The following is a 25,687-nucleotide window of genomic DNA, read 5'->3' on the forward strand; positions in this document are numbered from 1 at the left end:
GGTCAAGGCAGTGCGCCATCGACATTTGATCGTGCTTTCCAGCAACGATCAGGTCGCAGCCTGCGTCTACCGACCCCCTCTGTCGCCTTTGGCGCCATCTCCCCCTCGAGGGGGAGACAAGCAGCGCTCAGCCTGAGCGCTTACTTGGCCGGCTTGTACCAGCTGTCGAGACCGGTCTGCAGCTTCTTGGCGGCAGCTTCCGGCGTGTCGGTGCCGTTGATGACGTTGGCCGATTCAACCCATGTCTCGTTCTCGAGATTCGGCGTGCCGCGCGACAGGATCTGGTAGGTCGAGCGGATCGTCGACTTGCACTTGCCGCGCCAGGAGACGAATTCCTGCGCCAGCGGGTCTTCCATCTTCACCGGCGCGGAGTTCAGGCTGAAGAAGCCGGGCAGCGCGTTGGCATAGATGGTGGCGAAATCCGGCGAGGCGACCCAGGACAGGAAGGTCTTGGCCGCATCGGCGTTCTTCGAAGCCGCATTCAGGCCCATGCCGATATCGGTATGGTCGGAGATGTAGCAGGTGTCGCCGGCCTTCTCGACCGGCGGCGGGAAGGCGCCCATCTTGAACTGGGCCTGGGTGTTGAAGAGGCCGATTTCCCACGAGCCGGCCGGGTAGATGGCGGCGCGGCCAAGCGTGAACAGGTTCTGGCTGTCCGGGTAGGTCTGGGCTTCAAACCCGTCGCCGAGATATGGCTTCCACTTGGCCAGTTCCTCATACGGCGCGACCCAGTCCTTGTCGGTCAGCTTCTGATCGCCCTTGATCAGCGCTGCGCGGCCGTCCTCGCCCTTCCAGTAGTTCGGGCCGATGTTCTGGTAGCCCATGGTCGCGGCTTCCCAGAGATCCTTGGTGCCCATCGCCATCGGGATGTAGGTGCCGTCGGCCTTGATCTTGTCGAGCGCGGCGAAGAACTCGTCGCGCGTCTCCGGTACCTTGATGCCGAGCTTGTCGAAGGCGTCCTTGTTGTAGATGAAGCCGTGGATGACCGAGGCCATCGGCACGCAGAAGCTCGCCTTGCCATCGTCGGTCTGCCAGGCGGACTTGGCCACCGGCGAGAAGTTCTCCATGCCGGGCAATGCCGACAGGTCGGCAAGGTTGCCCTTCTTGAACAGCTCAAGCGACTTGTCGAACGGGCGGCAGGTGATCAGGTCGCCCGCCGAGCCGGCGGCGAGCTTGGCGCCGAGTGCGGCGTCATACTCGGTCGGAGCCGACGGTGCGAACACCACCTTGATGCCTGGGTTCTTGGCTTCGAAAGCCGGGATCAGCTTGTCCTTCCAGATGGCAAGGTCGTCGCCGCGCCAGCTTTCGATGTTGAGCGTTACGTCGTCGGCATAAGCCATCCCGGCCGAGCCGAGAATGCTGGTGCCCAAAAGCAGTGCCGTCAGTAGTTTCGTTGTCATGCTCAGTCTCCCTGTTGACCTTTTTCAGGTTCGGTTTTGATGAGAACAGAGGCAGTGCGCCCCTTGCTCCCCTCTATAGCGGAAAGGGCCGGCCGCAGCTTCTGGCCGGCCTCTTCCAGTATCTTCCGCGCCGCATCGGCGCTGTCGGCGCCAGCGGCGAGCAGAATGGCGGTCTTGACCGCGCCGCCGCTCTTCTCGAGCAGGCGGGCCGCTTCGTCCGTGCCGCGCCCGCTGACGGCGGCGACGATGCGTGCCGCGCGGTCGCGCAGCTTGATGTTGTCGGCCATCAAATTGACCATGTAGCCGTCATGGACATGGCCGAGATGGACCGCGGTCAGCGTCGACAGCATGTTGAGCGCGATCTTCTGGGCGGTGCCGGCGCCCATGCGCGTCGAACCGGCGATCAGCTCCGGCGGCGTTTCGAGCAGGATAGCGGTTTCGGCCTGCCGCAGCAGAGCCGAGTTCCGGTTGTTGGCGATGCCGATGGTGGCAGCCCCACGGCGAGCGGCTTCCTCGACGGCCCGCACCGCATAGGGGGTCGTGCCGCTGGCGGAAATGGCGATCAGGCAGTCGCCCTTGCCGAGGCCGGCATTGGCGACCGCTGCCGCGGCCTCCTCGGTATCGTCTTCCGGCCCGCCGGCCAGCGTGCGGAAGGCCTCGTCGCCGCCGGCGATCAGGATGGCGATGCGGTCGCGATGTATGCCGAAGGTGCCGGGCAACTCCAGCGCATCGGCGAGCGCCATCAGACCCGAGCTGCCGGCTGCCGCATAAGCAAGCTTGCCGCCGCTGTTCAGCCTGCCAGCGATGATTTCAGCCGCTCTGGCGATAGACGGAATAGCCTGACGCACCACCTTGGCGGCGTCGATCTGCGCATCGGCCAAATAGGAAAGGATGGCGTCCGGGGCCTGGATATCCAGCCCCTCGGCATTCTGGTGAAGCGCTTCGGTGCGCGTTTCGGCCATCCCGGTCCCTCCAATACCAGAACAATACCAAAAAAATACCACTTGTCCACACGCATTAACGAACTCACCGACCCAAAATCCCCGAGCCAACGAAATGCGTAGTTTTTTCAATAAAATACGGCTTAATCTTTTTGAAACGGAAATTAATCCTTGGCTATTGGTATTTTATTGGTATTATCCGCCGGGAGGAGAAATCGCGTGAATTTCGTGCTCGGAATCGATGGCGGCGGCACCAGCTGCAGGGCCGCCCTGGCAACAGCCGACGGCACCGTCATTGGCCGCGCCAAGAGCGGCGCCGCCAACATCCGCACCGACCTGACCGGTGCCCGGTCGAACATCGTCGAGGCCGCGAAGCAGGCGTTCCTCGCCGCCGCGCAGGATCCGGAGCTGATCCCGCAGACGCCGGCTATTCTCGGCCTTGCCGGCGCCAATGTCGGCACCTACCGGCAGCAGCTCGAAGCAATCCTGCCGTTCAGCATCAGCCGCGTCGAGACCGATGCCGAGATCGCGCTGGAAGGCGCCGTCGGCTCCGGTGACGGCGCCATGGCAATCCTCGGCACCGGCACCGCTTATATGGCGCGCAAGAACGGCAAATCGCGCGCCATCGGCGGCTGGGGCTTTCAGGTCGGCGACCAGGGCAGCGGGGCCCGCATCGGCCGCGACCTGCTGGAGCAGACGCTGCTTGCCTATGACGGTGTGCGCGCGGGTTCGCCGCTGACGCAGAGCATGCTGGCGGTTTTCCGCAACAATCCGGAGGACGTGGTCGAATTCACCACCAATGCCAAGCCCGGCGATTTCGGCGGCTTCGCGCCCAAGGTGTTCGAGCATGCCGAGAAGGGCGACAGCGTCGCCAACTGGATCCTCGACAGGGTGGTCGCCGACGTCGAAGCCTCGCTCGGCGCGCTCGACCTTTCAGACGACGCGCCGCTCTGCCTGCTCGGCGGGCTGGCTCCGCTCTATGCGCCGCGCCTGTCGGCCCGCTACCGGGCGCTGCTGAAGCCGCCGCTCGACGACGCGCTGGGCGGCGCGGTGCAGATGGCGGTCCGCCTTTTCGCCGGACACGCGGAGGCGGCTCGATGAGCGAGGCCGCCGACCAGATATTCGCCATGCTGAAACATCAGGCCCAGAGCGGCGCGCCGCTCTATCTACAGCTTCGCAAGAGCATCGAGGACGCGGTCAATCGCGGCCTGATCGGACCGGGCGACGCGCTGCCCTCCGAGCGCGACATCGCCACCAAGGCCGACATTTCGCGCGTCACCGTGCGCAAGGCGGTGCAGGACCTGGTCAAGGGCGGCATTCTGGTCCAGCGCCATGGTTCCGGCACCTTCGTGGCGCCGCGCATGGAGCGCGTCGAGCAGTCGCTGTCGCGGCTGACCTCGTTTACCGAGGACATGGCGCGGCGCGGCATGGTGGTGCGTTCGGCGTGGCTCGACCGCGGCCTTTATGCGCCTTCGCCCGACGAAATGATGGTGCTCGGCCTGTCGTCGAGCGAACTGGTGGCGCGGGTGGCGCGCCTGCGCATTGCCAATGACACGCCACTGGCGATCGAACGCGCCTCGCTGTCGGCGAGAGTGTTGCCCGACCCGGCTGATATAGGTTCCTCGCTCTATGCTGCGCTTGAGTTGACCGGCAACCGGCCGGTGCGGGCGGTGCAGCGTATTTCCGCCGCCAATCTCGGTGACAGCGACGCGCGCCTGCTCGAAGTGCCGCCGGGAATCGCCGGCCTGCACATCGAACGCATTTCCTACCTGGCGAGTGGCAAGGTGATCGAATTCACCCGCTCTATATACCGGGGCGACGCCTATGATTTCGTCGCCGAACTGCGGCTGACAGGGCCGAGCGAAGAGGGCCGACCATGAGTACAGAGCCGACCAAGTCGACAGAGCCGACCATGTCGGCAGGAATGACCCATATGCGGCGCGAGATCGAGGAGATTCCGCAAGCCGTCGCCCGCCTGCTCGACGGCTCCGGCGCGGTGCTGACCGAGGCCGGGCGCGGCATCAGGGAACGCGACCCGCAGTTTGTCGTTACCGTGGCGCGCGGCTCCTCCGACCATGCCGCCACCTTCATGAAGTATGCCGTCGAGCTGACTGCGGGCCTCGCCGTCGCATCGGTCGGACCGTCCGTCGCTTCGATCTATGGCCGCAAGCTCAGGCTTGCCGGCTCGGCCTGCCTGGCGATCTCGCAGTCGGGCAAGAGCCCCGACATCGTCGCCATGGCCGAAACCGCGCGGGCCGGTGGCGCGCTGACCATCGCCATCACCAATACCGCAGATTCGCCGCTGGCGCGTGCCTCGGACTATGCCATCGACATCCTGGCCGGCCCCGAGCGCAGCGTGGCGGCAACCAAGACCTTCATCAATTCCGCCGTTGCCGGCCTCGCTTTGATGGCGCATGCCACCGGCGACGACGCGCTGTTGGCGGCACTGGCCCGCTTGCCGGAGCATTTTCGCAAGGCGATCGCCTGCGACTGGATGGGGCTACTGGCCGAAACGATCGAGAAGCAGAAATCACTGTTCATCCTCGGCCGCGGCCCGTCGGCGGCGATGGCCAACGAGGCGGCGCTGAAATTCAAGGAAACCTGCGGCATGCATGCGGAGGCCTATAGCGCCGCCGAAGTCATGCATGGCCCGCTGGCGTTGATCGGCCCCGATTTTCCGGTGCTGGCGCTGGCCGCGCGCGACGCGTCCGAACCGTCCATCGCTGAGGCCGCCGACAGCCTGGCGGCCAAAGGCGCGCCGGTGTTCGTCACCTCGGCACTTGCGCTGCGTGCCGTGCGCCTGCCGCATGTCGCCACCGGCCATCCGCTGACCGATCCGCTGACGCTGATCGTCTCCTTCTACATGTTCGTCGAGGCCTTTGCCCGCCATCGCGGTCTCGACCCGGACACGCCACGCAATCTTCGCAAGGTGACGGAGACGCTATGAGCGATCGTTTTGCCCTGACTGGCGCCCGGATTTTCGACGGCGACGACTGGCACGAAGGCGCGGCACTTGTCGTGCGCGACGGCCTCGTTGAGGCTATTTTGCCCACCAGCGCCCTCCCCTCGGATATCCGCATCGTCAAGACCGGCGGCGGCGTGCTGGCGCCGGGCTTCGTCGACCTCCAGGTCAATGGCGGCGGTGGCGTCATGCTCAACGACCATCCCGATGTCGCTTCGCTCGAAACCATCTGCAAGGCACATGCGCCCTTCGGCACGACGGCGCTGCTGCCGACGCTGATCACCGACACATCAGACATCACCGCCGCCGCTATCGCCGCCGGCGAAGCAGCGGCGCTGCGGAAGGTGCCAGGTTTTCTCGGCCTGCATCTCGAAGGCCCGCATCTGTCGATCGCCCGCAAGGGTGCGCATGATCCGGCGCTGATCCGGCCGATGACGGACGCCGACCAGGCGATGCTGATCGCGGCGCGGCAAAAACTGCCGGTGCTGCTCACCACCATAGCCCCGGAATCCGTCGACCCGGCGCGGGTCTCGGCGCTGGCCAAGGCTGGTATCATCGTCAGTCTTGGCCATTCCGACACCGGCTACGACAAGGCCAGCAGCTTTGCCGCGGCCGGCGCCTCGATGGTCACCCATCTGTTCAACGCGATGAGCCAGATCGGCAACCGCGAGCCCGGGCTGGCGGGCGCGGCCATCGATATCGGCGTGCTGTCCGCCGGGCTCATCGCCGACGGCATCCATGTCGATCCCGCCACCATCAAGATCGCGCTGCGCGCCAAGCAAGGTCCCGGCAAGATCGTGCTGGTCAGCGACGCCATGGCGACAATCGGCACTGACATGACCTCGTTCACGTTGAACGGGCGTACCATCTACCGCAGGGATGGCAGCCTGCGGCTCGCCGACGGAACGCTGGCGGGTGCCGATCTCGACATGATTTCGGCCGTGCGTTTCATCCACCACGTCGTCGGGGTCGAGCTTTCCGAGGCCTTGCGCATGGCCTCACTCTATCCGGCGCAGGCGATCGGCCAGTCGCACCGACTTGGGCGCTTCGCCAACGGCACCGCGGCGGATATCGTTTCGCTATCTGACAATCTCGACATGAAGGGGGTCTGGATCGGTGGCGACAAGGTTTTTGCAGCCGGCTCCGACTCCGCTCGGTAATATCGGGCCATGCATGACATCGATTGTGTCATTGCGGGAGCCGGAGTCGTCGGGCTCGCCATTGCCAGGGCGGTCGCTTTGTCGGGTCGCGAGGTGCTGGTGGTCGAGAAGGCCGGTACGATCGGCACGGTCACCAGCTCGCGCAATTCCGAAGTCATCCATGCCGGTATCCACTATCCGCCGGGTAGCCTGAAGGCCCGGCTGTGCGCCGAAGGCCGTGAGCGGCTCTACGCCTATTGCCGCGAGCACAACGTCGCCCATGAACGTACCGGCAAGCTGATCGTCGCCATCGAACCGGATCAGTTGGACAGGCTGAGCGCGATCAGGGCCAATGCGCAGAGCTGCGGGGTTGGCGATCTCGATCTGCTTACACAGGCAGAAGCCGAAAGCCTCGAACCCGCGCTGAGATGCGCCGGCGCGTTGCTGTCGCCATCGACCGGCATCGTCGACAGCCAGGCGCTGATGCTGTCGCTGCGCGGCGACGCGGAGGCGGCCGGCGCATCATTTGTCTTCCTCACCGACGTTGACGGAGCGGCCATCGAAACCGACGGGATCCGGATCGGTACGCGCGATGCCAAGGGCGAGATCTTCACGTTGAAAGCCGGCGCCTTCGTCAATGCGGCAGGTCTCGATGCACAAGCCCTGGCCAATCGGATCGAGGGGTTTCCACAAGGTCTCGTTCCACCGCTCTGGCTGGCGCGAGGCAATTATTTTTCGCTCTCGGGACAGTCGCCCTTCTCGCGGCTGATCTATCCGGTGCCGGTCAATGGCGGCCTCGGCGTGCATCTGACCCTCGACCTTGCCGGCAGCGCGCGCTTTGGTCCGGATGTCGAGTGGATCGACCACCTCGACTATACGGTCGGTCCCCGCCGAAGCGCTGTCTTCTACGAGGCGATCCGGCACTACTGGCCCGAGCTTGCCGATGGCGCCCTGCAGCCGGCCTATGCCGGCATCAGGCCGAAACTATCCGGGCCAGGCCAGCCGGCGGCCGACTTCACGATCCAGGGTCCGGCCGACCATGGCGCCGACCGCATCGTCAATTTGTTCGGCATCGAAAGCCCCGGCCTGACGGCCAGCCTAGCGATCGCCGAGCATGTTTCCGAGCTGTTGTACCCAGGCTGACCCGAGTGCCCACGCGGCTCTCGATTCCAGAGCGATCCATCGTTTCACGGACCCGCCTACCGCTCTATCACTTTGTTTCCGCGCAATTCCCAAGGGGAAGCGCTCCGCGCTTCACTGTTCCTAGAATTGCGTTAGGAGGCATAAAGGTTTTTGTAGGTGTCGCGCAGCAGGTTCTTCTGCACCTTGCCCATGGTGTTGCGCGGCAAATCGTCGACGAAGATCACCCGCTTCGGGTGCTTGTATTTTGCCACGCGCCCGGCGATGGCGCCGAGAATTTCGGCCCCGGTGATCTGCGATGCCGGCGACCGCACGACGACAGCGGTGACGCCTTCGCCGAAATCCGGATGGGCAACGCCGATGACGGCGCTTTCGCTAACCCCGTCAAGCGCGTCGATCTCGCTTTCGAGTTCTTTCGGATAGATGTTGTAGCCGCCGGAAATGATCAGGTCCTTGCCGCGCCCGACGATGTGGACGTAGCCGTCGGCATCGATGCTGCCGAGATCGCCAGTGATGAAGAAACCGTCGGCGCGGAATTCCGCCTTGGTCTTCTCCGGCATGCGCCAATAGCCGCCGAAGACGTTTGGACCCTTCACCTCGATCATGCCGACCTCGCTTTGGGCAAGCGCTGCCCCGCTGTCGGGATCGGCGATGCGAAGGGCGACGCCGGGCAAGGGGAAACCGACCGTACCGGCGCGCCGCTCGCCCTCATAGGGATTCGAGGTATTCATGTTGGTCTCGGTCATGCCGTAGCGTTCCAGGATCGCGTGGCCGGTGCGCTCGCGCCAGGCCTTGTGCGTCTCAGCCAGCAGCGGCGCCGAACCGGAAATGAACACACGGATATTTTTCGTCGCCTCACGGTCCAGTCCATCCTGCTGCAGCAGGCGCACGTAGAAGGTCGGCACGCCCATCAGGGCCGTGGCGCGCGGCAAAAGCGAGACGATGCTGGCCGGATCGAACTTCTGCTCGAACAGCATCGAGGCGCCGGCCATCAGGATGACGTTGATGGCGACGAAAAGGCCGTGCGTATGGAAGATCGGCAGCGCGTGGATCAGCACGTCGTCTCCGGTGAAGCGCCAGTGCTCGACCAGCACGCGCGCGTTGGAAGCAAGGTTCTCGTGGCTGAGCATGGCGCCTTTCGAGCGGCCGGTGGTTCCCGAGGTGTAGAGGATCGCCGCGAGGTCATCCGGCCCGCGCGCCACGTCATGAAAATCCGTTGGCAGCCGAGAAGCGTGATCGGTCAGCGATCCCTGGCCATTGCGCCCGAGCGTGACGGAGGCAGCGTCCGTTTCTTCCGCCAGCGCGCCGATGTCGGCGGCCCTTGCCGGATCGCAGACGACCAGCCGTGGTTCGGCATCGCCGAAGAAATACTCCAGTTCGGTCAGTGTGTAGGCGATGTTGAGCGGCAGGAAGACGGCGCCGGCACGCAGGCAGGCGAGATAGAGCAGGACTGCTTCCGGGCTCTTCTCGACCTGAACGGCGACCCGGTCGCCGGGTTCGACATCCAGTTGCAAAAGAGCATGCGCGAGCTGTGCCGAGCGCTCCAGCATATCGCCATAGGTGAGCGAGCGGCCGTCATCGGTTTCCATAAGCAGGCGCCCAGGCGCCGGCATCCGGGACCGGAACGCATCGAACAGATGATTGCTCATGAAGGCTTCCCTTGGGATGGCGGAACGGCGGGCCTGGCGCATGCGCCTGGAGCGGCATGCCTTGGCGGCGAAGAGTTCGCGGTTCCTGGCCGCGCCGTCAAGCCCGCAGACACGGTTCACGCCGGCCGGTTTGCCGGCAATGGGGTGTAAAAGACCGCAGGAAAAATGACTGCTATCGCCGGGCGCGTTCGGCCTTGCCGGCGATCGCCTTTGTAACTTCGTCCTGCTCGAGGCGTTTCATGCACATGGCGGCGGTCAGTTGGTAGTGGTTGATCAATGCCTCGACGGCGCCGTCGGCATCGGCGTCCAGGGCACGTTCGGCGATCAGGCGATGCTCACCGAAATCATCGCGTTGGACGCCTTCGCCGTCATTGGCCATTTGCCGGTAGCGATAGGCGTGATCGGAAAGCTGATCGCAGAACCCGACCAGCCATTGCGACCGGCAGGCCGAGATCAGCGCCCGGTGAAAGATACGATGCAGCCGCTCCCAATCCGGATTGAGCGAGAAGAGACTTTGCGGCGAAAGCCGTGAGGCGCGGCCCAGGCGATGCAGCGCCAGCACGAGTTGTTCTTCCCATTCGGCGGTGCGGTGGGCGATGGATTCGCGAAGCGCGCGCTCCTCGAGCCAGCAGCGGGTGCGCGTCAGCTCCTCAAGCTCAGACGCGCTGATCGGCATGATGAAGAAGCCGCGCTGGTCGTGGCGGCCGAGAAGCCCTTCCGAGGCGAGGCGATTGAGAGCCTCGCGGACCGGGGACGCGCCAGCCCCATATTTGGAGACCACCCATTCGACCCGCAGCTTGCTCTCGGCTTCAAGAACACCACCGAGAAGATCGTCGCGCAATTGCTGATAGACCGTGCTGGCAAGTGTGCTTTTGGGTCCTGCAGCGTCGTCGTTCAGATTGGCAGCTCCGTATGTCATAGTGACTCCTTGTCCCCAAGACTTGTCTCGGGCAATTCGAGTCCGACAGTATCGGCCTTTTCGTACTTGTACCCTATAACGCGCGCCGTCGCGTGCTCAAGCAGAAGATCACGCTATTGTACTTTAGCACAAAGGAATATGCGGCATTCCGGCGTGCGATGCTGTAATTTCGCGCATTCTCACAACCTGCGGAAACTTAACATGTTTTGTATGCACGCAGAATCATCCGTCCTTTTGTACGCGCGCAATTATCTATTCTGCCGTGCGATAGGCGGCGAACCCACGAATCGAATCAGATCGCAGCTCCGGATTGACGAGGGAGAAGGCAGTGAGTTAGCCGGCTGCGTTGTCGGCTGCCGTCCTGATCGCTTGAATGTTTGCCCGGTAAGCTTCGATGCTGCCGCCCTTGAAGATGGCGGCGCCCGCCACCAACACGTCGGCGCCGGCGGCGGTGACCAGCGGCGCGGTTTCGGCCGAAACCCCGCCGTCGATCTCGATGCGGATCGGCCGGCTGCCGATCAGCGCCTTGACCCGCTTCACCTTGTCGACAATCGCCGGAATGAAGGCCTGGCCGCCGAAGCCCGGATTGACGGTCATGATGAGGATCAGGTCGAGCCGGTCGAGCACGTATTCGACCGCGCTTTCCGGCGTCGCCGGATTGAACGACACACCAGCCTTCTTGCCAAGGTTCCTGATGGTCTGCAGGGAGCGGTCGAGATGCGGCCCGGCCTCGGCATGCACCGTCAAGCCATCGCAGCCGGCCTCGGCAAAAGCGGCCAGATAGGGGTCGGCCGGGGCAATCATCAGATGGCAGTCGAAGAAGGCCTTGGTGCGGTTGCGGATCGCCTTGATCACCGGCGGACCAAAGGTGATGTTGGGGACGAAATGCCCGTCCATCACATCGAGATGAATCCAGTCGGCGCCGGCCGCCACCACCGCTTCGACCTCATCACCGAGTTTGGAAAAATCCGACGCCAGCACCGAGGGTGCGATCAGGGTCTTTTTGCTCATGGGTGCGGCCTTTCCGAGCGCCCTTTTCGTCAGGCCACTCTATCGACTGCCTAATGCGCTCCAGCCGACTTGTCGAGGGCGCAGGCGTGGCGGCTGCATGGGCCGGGGTGGCGTTGCGGCGGCTCCGATCGTGTTGCGACCAATTTCCGCTTGCCCCGGAGCCATAAAGAAAAACCCGCCGGATTGCTCCGGCGGGTTTCTGGTCTGGCGTCCAGCAGATGGTTATTGCTGCTGGAGTTTCAGGATTCTGTCTGGAACCGGATCCTGCTGCTGATCGACCTGCGGCTTGCGCCGCGGCAGCAGCTGCAGCACATTCGGGTTCAGCAGGCCCGGATTGAGCTCCAGCGACGGTTGCCCGCGGACCGGCCGGCAGTTCGGATAGCGCCCGATCGTGCCTTCCGGGCAGCGCCGCCTGATGATCGGCTGGCACTGGCCATTGATCATCTGCGAGCCCGGTGCGCATTCCACCTCCTGCCTGGGCTTGCGGCATGCACCGTTGATCACCTCGGTCCCACGCGGACAGACACACTCGCCGCGCTTGTTATGAACCTGGCCGCGTATGTCGCACTGCTCCTGCGTCGGCTGCTTGCGCCGGCAGGCATTGCCTTGCACCTCGGTACCCCTCGGGCAGACGCAATTGCCGTTGGCGTCGTGGACCTGGCCACGAATGGTGCACTGCTCCGGCTTCGGCCGGATCGGACGGCAAGCGCCATTGCGCACCTCGGTCCCTCTCGGGCAGACACAATCGCCGTCCGAATTGTGGACCTGGCCACGGATCGTGCATTGCTCGGGCTTCGGCCGGATCGGACGGCAGGCGCCATTGCGCACCTCGGTCCCTCTCGGGCAGACACAATCGCCGTCCGAATTGTGGACCTGGCCCCGGATGGTGCACTGCTCGGGCCTGTCGGTCCTGACGCATTTGCCGTTCTCAAGCCCGGTTCCGCGTGGGCAGACGCAGCGTCCGTCCTCGGTGCGTATCTGGCCTTCGAGCAGCACGCAGCGCTTCGGCTCTTCCGGTTTCGGCACGATACCACCGCCCGGCGAGCACTGGCCGTTGCGGAAGGTTGTGCCGGGCGGGCAGACGCAGCGGCCGGCGTCGTTCAGGACGAAGCCTGCCGAGCATTCCTTCTTCGTCTCCTGACTGATGGTGAAGGGATGGCAGGCATAGGCTTTGCCGCGATCGCCCTGGGTGTTGGCCTGATCGCCGGAGAGCACGTCGCCGCCTTGCACCCGTGTGTCGGGAGACAGGACGCCGACGCAGTTCTGGCCGCTGACGTTGCCTTGCAGATTGGCCAGGCGGCCGTCGTCGGGAATGACCACGGTGACATGGTGCACCTGGCTTTCGCCTGCGCCGAGCGTCAGGCTGGCAATGCAGGACAGCGGCAAGGTTGCCGGCTCCGGCGAGCAGCCGAAGGGCGGATCGATCGAGGTGATCTCAACGCCTTCCAGCCTGCCGAGACCCTCCACACCGATCGCATCACCGATGCGGACCGACCCGGAGAAGGGGCTTGTGCCGTCGTTCGTGATGGTGATCTCGAACGAGCAGGGTTGGCCGAGCTTGCATTCGCGGTCGCCGGTCTTCTCGACACGGATGGTCGAGGTGCCGCCGCCCTTGGCGCAGGCCTGGCCGATCGGATAGACGATGTCGTCGCCGGGGGCCGGACCATACGAACCGCGCGCGCAGTTCTCGAACTCGCCGTTTGCCGAAACCGTCACGTCGAAGTGGCGGCTGGTTCCAGGCGTCATCACAGCACCGGGAATTTGGCACGACAGCGCATTGGCCGGAACCGGTCCGCATGCCCATTCCGCGCCGTCAGGAGTGACGGACTGGATCTGGACGGGCGCGCCGCCAGCCAGCAGCGTGGCGGCATCGTTGACCCGCACCGGACCGGTGGGGGCAGCGGTGCCAAGGCTGATGACGGTGATGCGGCAAGAGATGACCGCGGCACCGGCGAGCGAGCCGTTGCACACCTTGGTGATGCGCAGGGTCGGCTTGCCGCCATTGGGATGACGGAAACGTTCCTTGGCGCAGGCCTTGTTGTTGGTGAGGTCGACCTCACCGGGGATGGCCTTCACCAACGCGCAATTCTCCACCGAGTCCGACTGGTAGCCGGCCGGCATGACCGCCTTGACGACGATCGGTGTCGAGGCGCCCGGAGGCAGCGAGATGCCCGCATTGTCGCAGCGGAACTGGCCGGGGCCATTCGGTCCGCATGTCCAGGGCGGGCTCGGGCCGAAGGTCGAGGAGGACGGCGCGCCGCCCGGATAGCTGTCGATCACCGTCAACGGCCCGTTATAGGTTGATGTGCCGTTGTTGATGATGTCGATCACGAAGTAGCAGATGCCGTCGACCGTGCAGACCGGGATGCGGGCACGCTTCTTCAGGATCAGGTCGACCTTCTTTTCGACCGGCGGCTGGCAGTCGCGGTCACGGTCACCACGCCGGCAGATCGGGATCGAGGCACAGCCGCGATCGTTCGACTGGCTGCCGAAAAGCGGCTTGCCGCTGGCCCCATAGTTGTAGGTGGCGCAGTTGCGCAAGACGCTGCCTTGCCAGCCCCCGGCCGGCTTGAAGCCGAGCTTGAGGTCGACGGAGGCCCCCGGATTGAGCGTGGTCACCGGATAGGTGCACGTCATCGGGGTGATGCCGGGCACGCAGGCCCAGGGCGGATTGGGCCCTGAATCGAGCGTCGAGCCGGCCGGCAGCGTCACCTCGTCGAGCACGATCTTGCCGTGATAGGCACCGGTGCCGACATTGGTGACCCTGATGGTGAAGTCGCAGCCGCCACCCATCGTGCAACGCGTCACGTCGGCGCGTTTCTCGACCTTGAGGTCCGGCTCCTTGTCCTTGGGCGTGCACCTCTGGTCACGCGGGATGACGATGTCGATCGTCTGCGTGCAGCACAGGCCCCAGCCTTCCTTCGGACCGGCATAGGTCTCGATGCCGGTGACCGTAAGGTGGATGACGTCGCCGGGCGAGGCGCCGACGATCTTCCAATTGAGCACACCGCCGCCCGCCGGCACCAGTTGGGTGTCGGGGATGATGGTGATGCCGGGTGTGGTTGTCGACACCTGCACCCACTTGCCGCTCATCTCCGCGCCGACCGGCATGTGGTAGATGAAGGCGCCGCCGCCGGGCACGCAATCGACCGTGCCGCGCTCTACCTTGAAGCATTCCTTGCCTGGAGGTGGCGGTGGCGGGTTGCACTTGGTGACGTCGATCTTGATCGAGGTCTTCACGCCGGTCTTGAAGTCGCCGTCGTCGGGCTTGCCCGGATCCTGCGACGGGATGATGGTCCCGGTGCCCGGTCCGGCGGTCACCTTGATCATGCCCTGGTTGTCGACGATCGCCGGCGCCGGAAATGCCGCATGATCGATCTTGGCCGTGATCTTGAAGTTGATGACGCGCTCGTTGGGAGCGCCGACGCCGTCGAGATCGGACGTGGAGATGCGGAAGTCTGAAACGACAGCCGTGTCGTTCGGATTTGCCGACGTGCTGATCGTCGCTCCCGGCAGCGGTCCGCCGGACGAATCCGTGCCGTCGCCGGACACATTGACGTTGACGATCTCAAGGCCGTGCGGAAGCTGGTCTCTGAAGTCGACCCTGACCTTCTTCAGCCTGGCCTCGAGGCTCGGGTCGGCAAGACCCTGCGGATCGCCGCGCAGGCCGAAGCTTAGTGAATAGACGACGTAGTCGCAGCCTCGTTGCGTGCCTTTCTTGGTGAAGAACGGCACGACCCGGTCGGGCCTCGGGGTGATGACGCGCGAACTGTCGAGATCGAGCTTCAGCTCCGGGGTGATCGGGGCAGCGTCCTCCGCAAAGCCTTGCACCGGGGTTAGCATGGCGACCGCGACACCGGCCGCCATCAGCCAGCGCGCGCCGCGCCTGGCGTATGACAGGGGTTTCATGATCGTCTCCATGACGGTTGTTTGAGTGTTCGTTTCGAACGGGGAGAGTGCGAGATTTTTCATCTTCCCCTCCTCAACGTTCGCAGCTGACGGCTGGGGTTCTGAGCGGCAAAGTCATCTTGCAGCAAGGGTAGTAGCCACCCTTGTCCTTGTCGGACTTCCTGTAGAAACAGAGCCCGACATCGACTGTGTCGCCCGGATAGTGGCCGGTGATGTCGATCGTGTAGGGCTTGCCGGGCGCATGCGACTGCCGGGTAGTTACCCCGACACCTGGTGTCCTGGATTGGGCCTTGATCGAATCGCCGCCGAAGCCGGCATGGTCATGGAGATAGAGATCGGCCTCGAGGCCGGAGGGCGTGCAGTAGTACTGGACGTCGTCGACATCGAGACAGGGAGGCAGATTGCCGGGTGGTGGGAAGTCCGGCGGGTAGAAGGGGGGCAGATAGCCGCCCGGGATTTCTTCATAATAGCCGGCGCGGCCTTCACAAGGATGCCAGACGGCGACGTCGCCGACATGGCCCTCGACCTCCGGGTCTTCGAAATAGCTGTCGAAGTCTACGAACCAGGAGCCGAAGGGCGGCACGTTGGCCGGCTTGACCAGCTCTTTCGGCGTGATCTGCACGCCATGCACGGCGAGTGGCCCGCCAACGGCGAGCTGTTCGGCGAGAGCCGGATTGTCGCGCAATTTGTCGCCGGTGTTGACCAGCGTCTGCGTGCAGACCGAGGTGTCGAGATTGCCGTCGGCATCATAACCATATTGCAGGTCGAGACCGCCGGCCGACTGCCTGTTGCCCTGCGGGAAGCCGACGGCATATTCCTGCGGCACTTCGACCCAGACCGATTCCGTTTCCGGATCGTCCGGGTTCTCTCTGAAATAGCGGATGACCTCGCCCTTGCCGGAATCGGCGAACTGGCTGTAGTCGTAGCGGTTTTCGACCGGGCCGCGCTGGGCCAGGTACATGAAGCCGCTGTTGTCGAAGGCGATATCGGTGACGGCGTAGTCCTTGTCGGCCTTGACCGTCAGCTCCCAGCGCGGATCGCCGGCAAATGTGCCGTCGCGGGCAATGCCCACCGACCAGATTTCCGACTGTTCGCCGACCGAATAGTAAAGCCGGCCGCCATGATAGGACACAGCCCAGATGCGGCGCTCGTCCTGCGTATAGCCCCAGCTGTCGGGGTCTTCGCTATCGAAAGCCGCGCCCTGTATGTCCATCACCGAACCATCGTCGGCGACGGGAGCCAGCCCATGCGCCGGGCGCCCGGCAACGCCATGGTCGAAGCTGTCTATCAGCGCGCCGGTGGCGTCGATGCGATGGATCAGGCCGGTGTCGAGGTCGGAAGCAAAGAACTGGCGGTGAGCGGCGTCGAAGGTGAGGTTGCCGATGCCGGGACCGCTGTTGGTGTCGATGTCTGCAAACTTGGAGACCTGGCCGGTAATGCCGTCGATCTTCCAGATGGTGCCCGGCCCGCCACCGTTTTCGGTGCCGAACTGGCCATCCATGAAGGTGGCGCCGGCCGCGCCACGGCGCTGCCGCTCCGGCCTGCCATCATCGTCCGTATCAGGCGTGACGATGCGGATGCCGTGCAGCGAGGTGGCCCCGGCATAGAGATTTGGAATGCCTGATGGAACGCCATCGCGCACGCCGTCGTCATAGGTGACGCCGAAGACCTGGCCGATCTGCTCTGCCGTCACCTCGAAAGGCGGCGGCGTGTTGACGAGCTGGCCGGAGGCTGGCCCGCCCAAATGCGAGACGTCGAACACACGCAAGGTGGCATGCGTGGCGTCGATGAAGGTTTCGTCGACCGGATCGACGCCGGGCGGCAGGCCCTCGTCGAAATTGGGAATGTTGGTGCCGGAAAATCCGGTCACCGCCATGGAACCGGGATAGATGATCTGGGTTTCCTGCGCCTGCGCGGCGCTGCCCAGCCACAGGCTGGCGCTGAGCGCCAGCGCCAGCAATGCGCCGCCGACATGTGCGGCACGATGCAAATGTCCATCAAGAGACGACACGAACGAGCCGCGGATGCGAGACATGACATTCCCCCCGAAGTCGACGGGAGAAATGGCCGGTCTGGCCGCGCAAATCAGGGCAAGGCGCGGCGGTCCGGCTCGTTCTTCCCCGATCGAATTGTCTGCTTTCCTCATTGTCACGATACGCCTGCTCTTACGCAGGGTCAACGGAATCAATGGAAAGCCCAGCGCATCGACTCCGTCCCGAAGGCGGTGGTCGCGCCGAGCTCCTGTTGTTCCCGGAGACCGCAGAGCCTCTGGGTTATTGGTCATGGGGGGCTTCCTTTCCGGGCCGCACCATGCGGCACCTGGAGATCAGTCGCAGGCGGAAGTGGAAAGGTTCATGGAAGCCTTGCGCAGAATGCTTGCGCGCGATGCAGCCTGTTCTTATATACGCGCCAAGCCGTTCGGCGCCGGAATGCCGGTTGCCGGAACGGGATTTCTTGTGAACAGGGGCTTTCGTAGGAATGCCTGTACGGGTCCTGAGAGCCTGCTTAGCGGAGAGACTAGAAAAATGGCAAAAGTAATCGGTATCGATCTCGGCACCACCAACTCCTGTATCGCCATCATGGATGGCAAGGAGCCGAAGGTAATCGAGAATGCGGAAGGCGCGCGCACGACGCCTTCCATCGTCGCCATCAGCGGTGACGACGAACGTCTCGTCGGCCAGCCGGCCAAGCGCCAGGCGGTCACCAATCCTGAAAACACCATCTTCGCGGTCAAGCGCCTGATCGGCCGCCGCTATGACGATCCGGTGACGGAGAAGGACAAGAAGCTTGTCCCCTACAAGATCGTCAAGGGCGACAATGGCGATGCCTGGGTCGAGGCCGGCGGCAGGAAGCAGTCGCCCTCGCAGATTTCGGCCATGATCCTGCAGAAGATGAAGGAAACGGCGGAAGCCTATCTCGGCGAGAAGGTCGAGAAGGCAGTTATCACCGTTCCGGCCTATTTCAACGACGCCCAGCGCCAGGCAACCAAGGATGCCGGCAAGATTGCCGGCCTCGAAGTGCTGCGCATCATCAATGAGCCGACGGCTGCGGCGCTTGCCTATGGCCTCGACAAGAAGGAAGGCAAGACCATTGCCGTCTATGACCTTGGCGGCGGCACGTTCGATATTTCGGTGCTCGAAATCGGCGACGGCGTGTTCGAGGTCAAGTCGACCAATGGCGACACCTTCCTCGGCGGCGAGGATTTCGACATGCGCCTGGTCGAGTACCTAGCGGCCGAGTTCAAGAAGGAACAAGGCATCGACCTGAAGAACGACAAGCTCGCCCTGCAGCGCCTCAAGGAGGCGGCTGAAAAGGCCAAGATCGAGCTGTCGTCGACCACGCAGACCGAAATCAACCTGCCCTTCATCACCGCCGACGCGACCGGCCCGAAGCACCTGACGCTGAAGCTGACGCGCGCCAAGTTCGAGCAGCTGGTCGATGACCTGGTCCAGCGCACGATTGCCCCTTGCAAGGCGGCGCTCAAGGATGCCGGCCTGAAAGCCGGCGAGATCGACGAGGTCGTTCTGGTCGGCGGCATGACCCGCATGCCCAAGATCCAGGAGATCGTGAAGCAGTTCTTCGGCAAGGAGCCGCACAAGGGCGTCAATCCGGATGAGGTCGTCGCTCTCGGCGCCGCCATCCAGGCCGGTGTGCTGCAGGGCGACGTCAAGGACGTGCTTTTGCTCGACGTGACGCCACTGTCGCTCGGCATCGAGACGCTAGGTGGCGTGTTTACCCGCCTGATCGAGCGCAACACGACCATCCCGACCAAGAAGAGCCAGGTGTTCTCGACGGCCGAGGACAGTCAGTCGGCCGTGACCATCCGCGTCTTCCAGGGTGAGCGCGAAATGGCCGCCGACAACAAGGCGCTCGGCCAGTTCGACCTGGTCGGCATCCCGCCGGCGCCGCGGGGTGTGCCGCAGATCGAGGTCACCTTCGACATCGACGCCAACGGCATCGTCAACGTTTCGGCCAAGGACAAGGGCACGGGCAAGGAGCACCAGATCCGCATCCAGGCATCGGGTGGCCTTTCGGACGCCGACATCGAGAAGATGGTCAAGGACGCCGAAGCCAATGCCGAGACCGACAAGAAGCGGCGTGCGCTGGTCGAGGCCCGCAACCAGGCCGAAGCGCTGCTGCATTCCTCGGAGAAGTCGCTGAAGGAATATGGCGACAAGGTTTCGGAAACCGAGCGCACGGCGATCTCCGATGCGATCGCGGCGCTGAAGACCGCAACCGAGGGCGATGACGCGGCCGACATCGAGGCCAAGTCGCAGGCGCTTGCCGAGGCTTCGATGAAGCTTGGCCAGGCCATGTACGAGGCTTCGCAGAAGGAAGCGGCGGAAGCCGACGCCAAGGCGGACGCCGCCAAGGACAGTGACGTCGTCGACGCCGATTTCGAGGAAATCGACGAGGATGACGACAAGAAGAAGTCGGCCTGAACCGTTTGACGGCAAGATAGTGCGAAAAGCCCGGCGCAGAGCCGGGCTTTTTTGCAACCCTTTGCGGAAAAACAGCGGACCACGCCGAAAAAATGCGGGCAAAGCCGCGTCGACACTGGCATCGCGGTTCCATCGCACCTAAATCGAAGCGTCAGTGCCGGCAAGAGACGCAACAATGCTTGAAGACGTTGAGCATCCGGACAGCGGGAAAAAATGAAAGCTGATTTCTACGAGACGCTGGGCGTCCAAAAAGGTGCCGATGAGAAGGAGCTCAAGAGCGCTTTCCGCAAGCTCGCCATGCAGTTCCATCCCGACCGCAACCCCGGCGATCATTCCTGCGAGCACAAGTTCAAGGAAATCAACGAAGCCTACGAGACGCTGAAGGACCCGCAGAAGCGTGCGGCCTATGACCGCTTCGGCCACGCCGCCTTCGAACAGGGCGGCATGAATGGCGGCGCGCAAGGCTTTGGCGCCGGCGGCTTCGCCGATATCTTCGAGGATATTTTCGGCGACATGATGGGCGGGCGCCAGCGCCGCTCGTCGGGCGGCCGCGAACGCGGCGCCGACCTGCGCTATAATATGGAAATCTCGCTGGAAGAGGCTTTTGCCGGCAAGACCGCGCAGATCCGCGTGCCAGCGTCGATCTCCTGCTCGGAATGCTCGGGCAGCGGCGCCAAGCCCGGCACCCAGCCCGTCACCTGCTCGATGTGCAACGGCCACGGCAAGGTGCGCGCCACGCAAGGCTTCTTCTCGATCGAACGCACCTGCCCGCAATGCCAGGGGCGCGGCCAGACGATCAAGGACCCATGTCCGAAATGCGCCGGTCAGGGCCGCGTCACCGAGGAGCGTTCGCTGTCGGTCAACATCCCGGCCGGCATCGAGGACGGCACCCGCATCCGCCTTGCCAATGAAGGCGAGGCCGGCCTGCGTGGCGGGCCGTCGGGCGACCTCTATATTTTCCTGGCGGTCAAGCCGCACGAGTTCTTCCAGCGCGACGGCGCCGATCTCTATTGCAAGGTGCCTATCTCGATGACGACGGCCGCCCTTGGCGGTTCCTTCGAGGTGACGACGCTGGATGGCACGCAGACCAAGGTGAAAGTGCCGGAAGGCACCCAGAACGGGCGTCAGTTCCGCCTCAAGGGCAAGGGCATGCCGGTGCTGCGTCAGCCCAATATCGGCGACCTCTATATCCAGACCGCGGTCGAGACGCCGCAGAACCTGACCCGCCGCCAGCGCGAGCTGCTGGAGGAGTTCGAACAGCTCTCCTCGCAGGACAATTCGCCCCAATCGAGCGGCTTTTTCACCCGCATGAAGGATTTTTTCGAGTCCTTCGGCGAGCGTTGATGCACGTTGGCCAGCAGCGGAAACCGGTTTGGGCCGCGAAAACCGTGACCCACACCATGGCTTGAGACGCGACGAAAATTATCTTATCCACGACATGCGCCTGGCCGCGCCTTGCCTTGCGCCGCTCAAGTGTTAAGTAACTTGAAGGGGAGCGCTGAGGAGAACTTGCATGACACGTCCCGGACTGCGCAAGGCGCTTGCCGAAAAGTTCGACGACGAGCTCAAATTCTTCAAGGGCTGGATCGACAAGCCGAAGACGGTGGGCTCGATCGTGCCGACCAGTTCGATCACCGCGCGCAAGATGGCCTCGATCGTCAACCCGAAATCCGGCCTGCCGGTGCTTGAGGTCGGTCCCGGCACCGGCGTCATCACCCGCGCCATCCTGGCCCAGGGCGTGCCGCCCGAAAATCTCTACGCGGTCGAATATTCCACGGATTTCGTGCACCACCTGCGGCGCCTCTATCCCGGCGTCAACGTCATCGAGGGCGATGCCTTCAACCTCAACGTCACGCTTGGCGAGAAGAGCGGGATGATCTTCGATTCCGTCGTTTCCGGCGTGCCGCTGCTCAACTTTCCGGTCGCCCAGCGCATCGCCTATATCGAGAGCCTGCTCGACCGCATCCCGGCCGGACGGCCGATCGTGCAGTTGACCTATGGCCCGATGTCGCCGATCCCGGCCGGCCGCGGCGACTACAGCGTCGAGCATTTCCATTTCGTCATCCGCAACATCCCACCGACGCAGCTGTGGATTTACCGGCGCGGAGCCCATTAGGGTTCAAATCCTTGTCGCTCTGGGTGACCTAGTTCGTCCGCCGCTGAGAGAGAACAAGATGTGGGTGATCTGGAATGGCGCAACGGTGACATGGGAGCTGGAGTGGTTCGACAAGAAAGATGAAAAGCTGGCAGGCCGCATCTTCCTGAACGACTTCAGTGAAGAAGACATGCGTCCGGTTCTGCTTGTTGATGATCCGTCTCTTTGCGGAGGCTACTACCCGATAGATGAGGCCCGCTCAGCACGCCCCCCAAACGCAAAGTCGAATGAAGGGCCGATTGAGCCGCCAGTTTCGATTTTGGGGCCGATGCGTTGATTTGAGCCGTCCTTGGCTGTACCTGTCCGGGAACAAGGGTGGCCAATGGCAGTAATCCCGAAAATCCTCGTCTTCGCCGGCTCGGTGCGCAGCGGCGCCTACAGCGGCAGGACAGCCGACGTGGCGCAAAAGGAACTCGCCATGCAAGGCGCCGAGGTGACCCGCATCTCGCTCGCAGACTATTCCTTGCCGATCCTCGACGAGGATCTGGAAAAGGAAAAGGGCGTTCCCGAAAACGCCCTGAAACTCGGCCGACTGGTGATCGCCCATGACGGGCTGCTGATCGCCACGCCCGAATATAACGGCTCCATCCCACCGCTGCTCAAGAACACGATCGACTGGGTGAGCCGGGTGCGCAGGGATGGTGGCCGATCAGTCCGGCCGCTGGCCGGCAAGGTCGCCGGCCTCTGCTCGTCCTCCAGCGGCCACTTTGCCGGCATCCGCTGCATCAACCATCTGCGCGCCGTTCTGGTGCGCTGCCAGATGGAGGTGGTGACGCCGGAATGCTCGGTGCCGGAGGGCGGCGACGCCTTCGATGAGGATGGCCATTTCCGTGACGACAGACTGTACAAATCGATGGAGCACCTATGCCGCACGCTGATCGAGACCTCGCGCATGCTGTCCACCCGGATCGAGACATGATTGCCGGCACCATACGCGCCCAATCCATGCAGGAAAGGCTCATCGTCGGCCTCGACCTGCCGACCATTAAGCAAGCCGAGCAGGCGGTGCGGGAACTCGACGGCGTCGTCTCCTTCTACAAGATCGGCTATCAGCTGGCCTTCGCCGGCGGGCTCGACTTCGCCAGGGAACTGGCCAGCGGCGGGACAAAAATCTTTCTCGACATGAAGCTGCTCGACATCGACCACACGGTGGCCAAGGGCGTCGAGAACATCGTCAAGATGGGCATGACCATGCTGACCATCCACGCCTATCCCAAGGCGATGGCTGCGGCGGTGGAAGCAGCGCGCGGCAGCGACCTTTGCCTGCTTGCGGTCAGCGTGCTGACCTCGATGGACGAGCAGGACATGATCGACGTGGGCTACGAGTACGACCCGCATACGCTGGTGCTGCGGCGCTCGGAACAGGCGCTGCATGCGGGCATGGGCGGCATCGTCTGCTCGGCGGCGGAGGCCGAAGCGGTGCGCCGCATCGTCGGACCCGACATGGCAGTGGTGACGCCCGGCATCCGGCCGGCCGGCAGCGACCATGGCGACCAGAAGCGCGTGGTGACGCCGGGCCAGGCAATCCGCAACGGCTCCAGCCACCTCGTCGTCGGCCGGCCTATCGTCGCGGCGGCCAACAAACGAGAAGCGGCCGAAGCCATCCTTGACGAAATGCGCTCGGCATAATTTCCCAAGAAAAAGTTCGGAGACAAGACATGCCCAAGGGATACTGGATCGCCCGTGTCGATGTGCGCGACGTCGAAGGCTACAAGGACTATGTCGCCGCCGCCAAGCCTGCCTTCGAGCGCTTCGGCGCGAAATTCCTGGCGCGCGGCGGCCAGCATGAAAAGGCTGAAGGCCCGGGCCGCGCACGCAATGTCATCATCGAGTTCGAATCGCTCGCCGCCGCGCATGATTGCTACCACTCGCCGGAATACCAGCGCGCCGTCGCCATCCGCCAAAAGGTCGCCGACGGCGAAATCGTGCTGGTCGAGGGCGCCTGAGGTCCACCGAACCATAATTCCGGAAAGTGGTATCCGGTTTTCACCGGAGATCATGCTCAAGACCGGATAGAGCCTGACCGCGCTTCAAGCGAAGCCGCGCAGGCTCACTTCCCGTATCCTCCATGGTGGCCTGCCAGGCAGCAGTTGCCAGCTGCGGAGCCTTGCCGACGCGCGGCTTGTCGAACGACCGACTGTCCCAATAGCCTTCGCTTGAGCAATTGCGATGCGGAGCGAACTGCAGGTTGACATGCAGGTATTTACCTGCATATTATAACCCCACAACAGAGTGAGGACGATGGACGCCGACAAGGTTTTCAAAGCGCTAGGCGACCCGACACGCAGGAGGCTGCTTGACCTTCTGTGTGAGCAGAACGGGCAGACACTCGGTCAGCTTTGCGAACACCTGGACATGGCCAGGCAATCCGCCACCCAGCACCTCGACCTGCTGGAGGCGGCCAATCTGGTGAGCACGGTCAAGCGTGGCCGCGAGAAGCTGCATTTCATCAACCCCGTGCCGCTGCACGAAGTCTACGAGCGCTGGGTGCGGAAATTCGAACGCCAGCGGCTCAGCCTGCTGCACGACCTGAAACAAGAACTCGAAGGAGACGACCAATGACCACCAACGAGACGACCAGTTTTGTCTACGTGACCTATATCCGCTCGACGCCGCAAAAGGTGTTCGAGGCCATAATCAAGCCTGATGTCGCAAGGCGCTACTGGGGCCATGAGAACGTCTCCGACTGGAAGGCGGGTTCGAAATGGGAACACATCCGCGCCAATGACGAACGGACCCTCGAACTCGTCGGCAAGGTCGTCGAGATCTCGCCGCCGACCCGTCTCGTCATCACCTGGGCGAACGCTTCGCAGGCCGACGATCCGTCGAAGTACAGCCGGGTAACGTTCGGCATCGAGGAATACGACACCATGGTGCGGCTGACCGTCACCCATGACGAACTCGAAGCCGGCAGCGGCATGGCGAAAGGCATCAGCCAGGGATGGCCAGCGGTGCTGTCCAGCCTGAAATCTTTCCTCGAAACCGGCAGCGGCATCGATATTTCCGCCAAGCCGAAATCGGCCTGATGCCGCTCGACAGCAGAACCAAAGCCAGTGGAGAATGACAATGACCAAGCGCTATATCGGCGGCTGTGCATGCGGCGCGATCCGCTATGAGACCAGCGGCGAGCCGATCTTCCAGAATCACTGCCAATGCATAGATTGCCAAAAGCGCTCAGGCACGGGCCACGGATCCTACATGACCTTCGGCCGGCGCGCCGATATGGCAATCACCGGCGAAGCGAGCACCTGGCGGGTGGCGGGCGCCAGCGGCAATGAAAAGATCCACGCCTTCTGCCCAACATGCGGGACACCGGTCTACCTGACATTTGTCGCTATGCCGGAGTTCATAGCGATCAATGCGACCAGCCTCGACGACCCCAGTGTTTTCGAACCGCAGGTGGTCACCTACACGATCCGCAGCCATGACTGGGACAGGATGGATCCGTCTTTGCAGGCGTTCGAGCGAATGCCGTAGGGATAGGTTCCGCCGATCGGGCCGCCTACGCTATTCCGTGAGTTAATAGCTCTCGTGGCGTGGCGAGTGCTCGTCACTGGCGAGCGCTTCCGCTTGGTGGCGTTCGGTTGGGCCGTCTAAACGCAGCGCTGCTGGCCGATCAGCCGGCTTGCCGCGGTTTCGGCCATGGCGTCAACGAGTTCGAGGCCCCATTGCTGGCGGCAATAGGCGCGGAAATCGAAGCAAGGCAGGCCGGGGCAGACCTCGAATTCGATGAGATGGACGGTGTCGTCGGCCTCGACCCTGACATCGATGGAGAATACGTCGCGCAGGCCGAGCCCGCTCATCAGCCGCTCGGCGATCGCGCGAATCCTCGCGTCGGCGACCGACTGGGTGTCGGCAACCGCAACGAGTTCCGGTTCGGCATAATGTCCCGCCGCTTTCGCCGCCTCGCCGGTGTCGCCGTAAAGCGCCAGGCTGTCGGCCATGGTCTGGAAATCGGCGCCCGAATCGACAACGGCCACGCCAAGCGCTTCGGCCCCGGCGCCCGGCACCAGGCCGAGG

Annotated in this window: 22 protein-coding genes and 1 pseudogene; 15 read left to right on the forward strand and 8 right to left on the reverse strand. The window is 63.7% G+C overall.

All coding sequences use genetic code 11. From position 1 onward, the window contains the following. Positions 1-140: 140 nt before the first annotated feature. Together NKJ06_RS26070 and NKJ06_RS26075 are read right to left on the reverse strand one after the other, a co-directional pair. Positions 141-1,400 (reverse strand): ABC transporter substrate-binding protein, encoded by a 1,260-nt coding sequence (locus NKJ06_RS26070; protein ID WP_352634299.1) that lies wholly within the window; start codon positions 1,398-1,400, stop codon positions 141-143. A gap of 2 nt (positions 1,401-1,402) precedes the next feature. Then, entirely contained in the window at positions 1,403-2,362 is a 960-nt protein-coding gene (locus NKJ06_RS26075) for an N-acetylmuramic acid 6-phosphate etherase (RefSeq protein WP_352634301.1), read from the reverse strand. A 198-nt stretch (positions 2,363-2,560) separates the two neighbouring features. Between NKJ06_RS26075 and NKJ06_RS26080 the strand changes: the two genes are divergently transcribed. The 5 genes from NKJ06_RS26080 to NKJ06_RS26100 are packed head-to-tail and all read left to right on the forward strand — an operon-like array spanning position 2,561 to position 7,585. Next, entirely contained in the window at positions 2,561-3,442 is an 882-nt protein-coding gene (locus tag NKJ06_RS26080; protein WP_352634302.1) for a glucosamine kinase nucleotide-binding domain-containing protein, read from the forward strand. Further along, complete coding sequence (locus tag NKJ06_RS26085) at positions 3,439-4,221, forward strand: GntR family transcriptional regulator (RefSeq protein WP_352634303.1); 783 nt, start codon at positions 3,439-3,441, stop codon at positions 4,219-4,221. The genes NKJ06_RS26080 and NKJ06_RS26085 overlap by 4 nt, the downstream gene beginning before the upstream one ends. Before the next feature lie 32 nt (positions 4,222-4,253). Further along, positions 4,254-5,288 (forward strand): SIS domain-containing protein, encoded by a 1,035-nt coding sequence (locus NKJ06_RS26090; RefSeq protein WP_352634317.1) that lies wholly within the window; start codon positions 4,254-4,256, stop codon positions 5,286-5,288. Further along, entirely contained in the window at positions 5,285-6,463 is a 1,179-nt protein-coding gene (gene nagA / locus NKJ06_RS26095; RefSeq protein ID WP_352634305.1) for an N-acetylglucosamine-6-phosphate deacetylase, read from the forward strand. The genes NKJ06_RS26090 and nagA overlap by 4 nt, the downstream gene beginning before the upstream one ends. Positions 6,464-6,472: 9 nt before the next feature. Next, entirely contained in the window at positions 6,473-7,585 is a 1,113-nt protein-coding gene (locus tag NKJ06_RS26100) for an NAD(P)/FAD-dependent oxidoreductase (RefSeq protein WP_352634307.1), read from the forward strand. A 131-nt stretch (positions 7,586-7,716) separates the two neighbouring features. Here NKJ06_RS26100 and NKJ06_RS26105 read toward each other — a convergent pair whose 3' ends face one another. The 5 genes from NKJ06_RS26105 to NKJ06_RS26125 all read right to left on the reverse strand — a co-directional run bounded on the left by NKJ06_RS26105 (position 7,717) and on the right by NKJ06_RS26125 (position 17,105). Further along, positions 7,717-9,231: a malonate--CoA ligase gene (locus NKJ06_RS26105; protein WP_352811113.1), complete on the reverse strand. Its 1,515-nt coding sequence runs from the start codon at positions 9,229-9,231 to the stop codon at positions 7,717-7,719. 172 nt (positions 9,232-9,403) lie between these two features. Further along, positions 9,404-10,150 (reverse strand): GntR family transcriptional regulator, encoded by a 747-nt coding sequence (locus NKJ06_RS26110; protein ID WP_352634311.1) that lies wholly within the window; start codon positions 10,148-10,150, stop codon positions 9,404-9,406. Between the two features lie 333 nt (positions 10,151-10,483). Continuing rightward, positions 10,484-11,161: a ribulose-phosphate 3-epimerase gene (gene rpe, locus NKJ06_RS26115; RefSeq protein WP_352634313.1), complete on the reverse strand. Its 678-nt coding sequence runs from the start codon at positions 11,159-11,161 to the stop codon at positions 10,484-10,486. A gap of 222 nt (positions 11,162-11,383) precedes the next feature. Beyond that, positions 11,384-15,133: a DUF7929 domain-containing protein gene (locus NKJ06_RS26120; RefSeq protein ID WP_352811115.1), complete on the reverse strand. Its 3,750-nt coding sequence runs from the start codon at positions 15,131-15,133 to the stop codon at positions 11,384-11,386. Between the two features lie 10 nt (positions 15,134-15,143). Then, the gene (locus NKJ06_RS26125; protein WP_352635395.1) at positions 15,144-17,105 is read right to left on the reverse strand and encodes an NHL repeat-containing protein; all 1,962 of its coding nucleotides are present in this window, start codon (positions 17,103-17,105) and stop codon (positions 15,144-15,146) included. 490 nt (positions 17,106-17,595) lie between these two features. Here NKJ06_RS26125 and dnaK point away from each other — a divergent pair, with 490 nt between their 5' ends. The 10 genes from dnaK to NKJ06_RS26175 all read left to right on the forward strand — a co-directional run bounded on the left by dnaK (position 17,596) and on the right by NKJ06_RS26175 (position 25,144). Continuing rightward, entirely contained in the window at positions 17,596-19,512 is a 1,917-nt protein-coding gene (dnaK, locus tag NKJ06_RS26130) for a molecular chaperone DnaK (RefSeq protein WP_109667494.1), read from the forward strand. A gap of 213 nt (positions 19,513-19,725) precedes the next feature. Continuing rightward, the gene (dnaJ, locus tag NKJ06_RS26135; protein ID WP_352635397.1) at positions 19,726-20,856 is read left to right on the forward strand and encodes a molecular chaperone DnaJ; all 1,131 of its coding nucleotides are present in this window, start codon (positions 19,726-19,728) and stop codon (positions 20,854-20,856) included. A 169-nt stretch (positions 20,857-21,025) separates the two neighbouring features. Further along, positions 21,026-21,628 carry a phospholipid N-methyltransferase PmtA gene (gene pmtA / locus NKJ06_RS26140; protein ID WP_352635399.1) on the forward strand — a complete coding sequence of 201 codons (603 nt, stop codon included), beginning with the start codon at positions 21,026-21,028 and terminating at the stop codon, positions 21,626-21,628. Between the two features lie 58 nt (positions 21,629-21,686). Beyond that, a complete protein-coding gene (locus NKJ06_RS26145) occupies positions 21,687-21,944 on the forward strand; it encodes a DUF7683 domain-containing protein (RefSeq protein ID WP_352635401.1) in 258 nt (85 codons plus the stop codon). A 45-nt stretch (positions 21,945-21,989) separates the two neighbouring features. After that, positions 21,990-22,586 (forward strand): NADPH-dependent FMN reductase, encoded by a 597-nt coding sequence (locus tag NKJ06_RS26150; protein ID WP_352635403.1) that lies wholly within the window; start codon positions 21,990-21,992, stop codon positions 22,584-22,586. Beyond that, a complete protein-coding gene (gene pyrF, locus NKJ06_RS26155) occupies positions 22,583-23,296 on the forward strand; it encodes an orotidine-5'-phosphate decarboxylase (protein ID WP_352635404.1) in 714 nt (237 codons plus the stop codon). Before NKJ06_RS26150 ends, pyrF begins: the two co-directional genes overlap by 4 nt. A gap of 29 nt (positions 23,297-23,325) precedes the next feature. Beyond that, entirely contained in the window at positions 23,326-23,613 is a 288-nt protein-coding gene (locus NKJ06_RS26160; protein WP_352635406.1) for a DUF1330 domain-containing protein, read from the forward strand. Positions 23,614-23,908: 295 nt separating this feature from the next. Continuing rightward, entirely contained in the window at positions 23,909-24,229 is a 321-nt protein-coding gene (locus tag NKJ06_RS26165) for an ArsR/SmtB family transcription factor (protein ID WP_352608663.1), read from the forward strand. Further along, positions 24,226-24,693 (forward strand): SRPBCC family protein, encoded by a 468-nt coding sequence (locus NKJ06_RS26170; protein ID WP_352635408.1) that lies wholly within the window; start codon positions 24,226-24,228, stop codon positions 24,691-24,693. The genes NKJ06_RS26165 and NKJ06_RS26170 overlap by 4 nt, the downstream gene beginning before the upstream one ends. A 40-nt stretch (positions 24,694-24,733) precedes the next feature. Continuing rightward, the gene (locus tag NKJ06_RS26175) at positions 24,734-25,144 is read left to right on the forward strand and encodes a GFA family protein (RefSeq protein WP_352635410.1); all 411 of its coding nucleotides are present in this window, start codon (positions 24,734-24,736) and stop codon (positions 25,142-25,144) included. A gap of 116 nt (positions 25,145-25,260) precedes the next feature. Here the strand turns inward: NKJ06_RS26175 and NKJ06_RS26180 are convergent. Further along, positions 25,261-25,687 (reverse strand): annotated as a pseudogene (locus NKJ06_RS26180) (D-alanine:D-lactate ligase-like protein); the annotation flags it as partial.

Source organism: Mesorhizobium sp. M0293 (assembly GCF_040321735.1).
Lineage (GTDB): Bacteria > Pseudomonadota > Alphaproteobacteria > Rhizobiales > Rhizobiaceae > Mesorhizobium.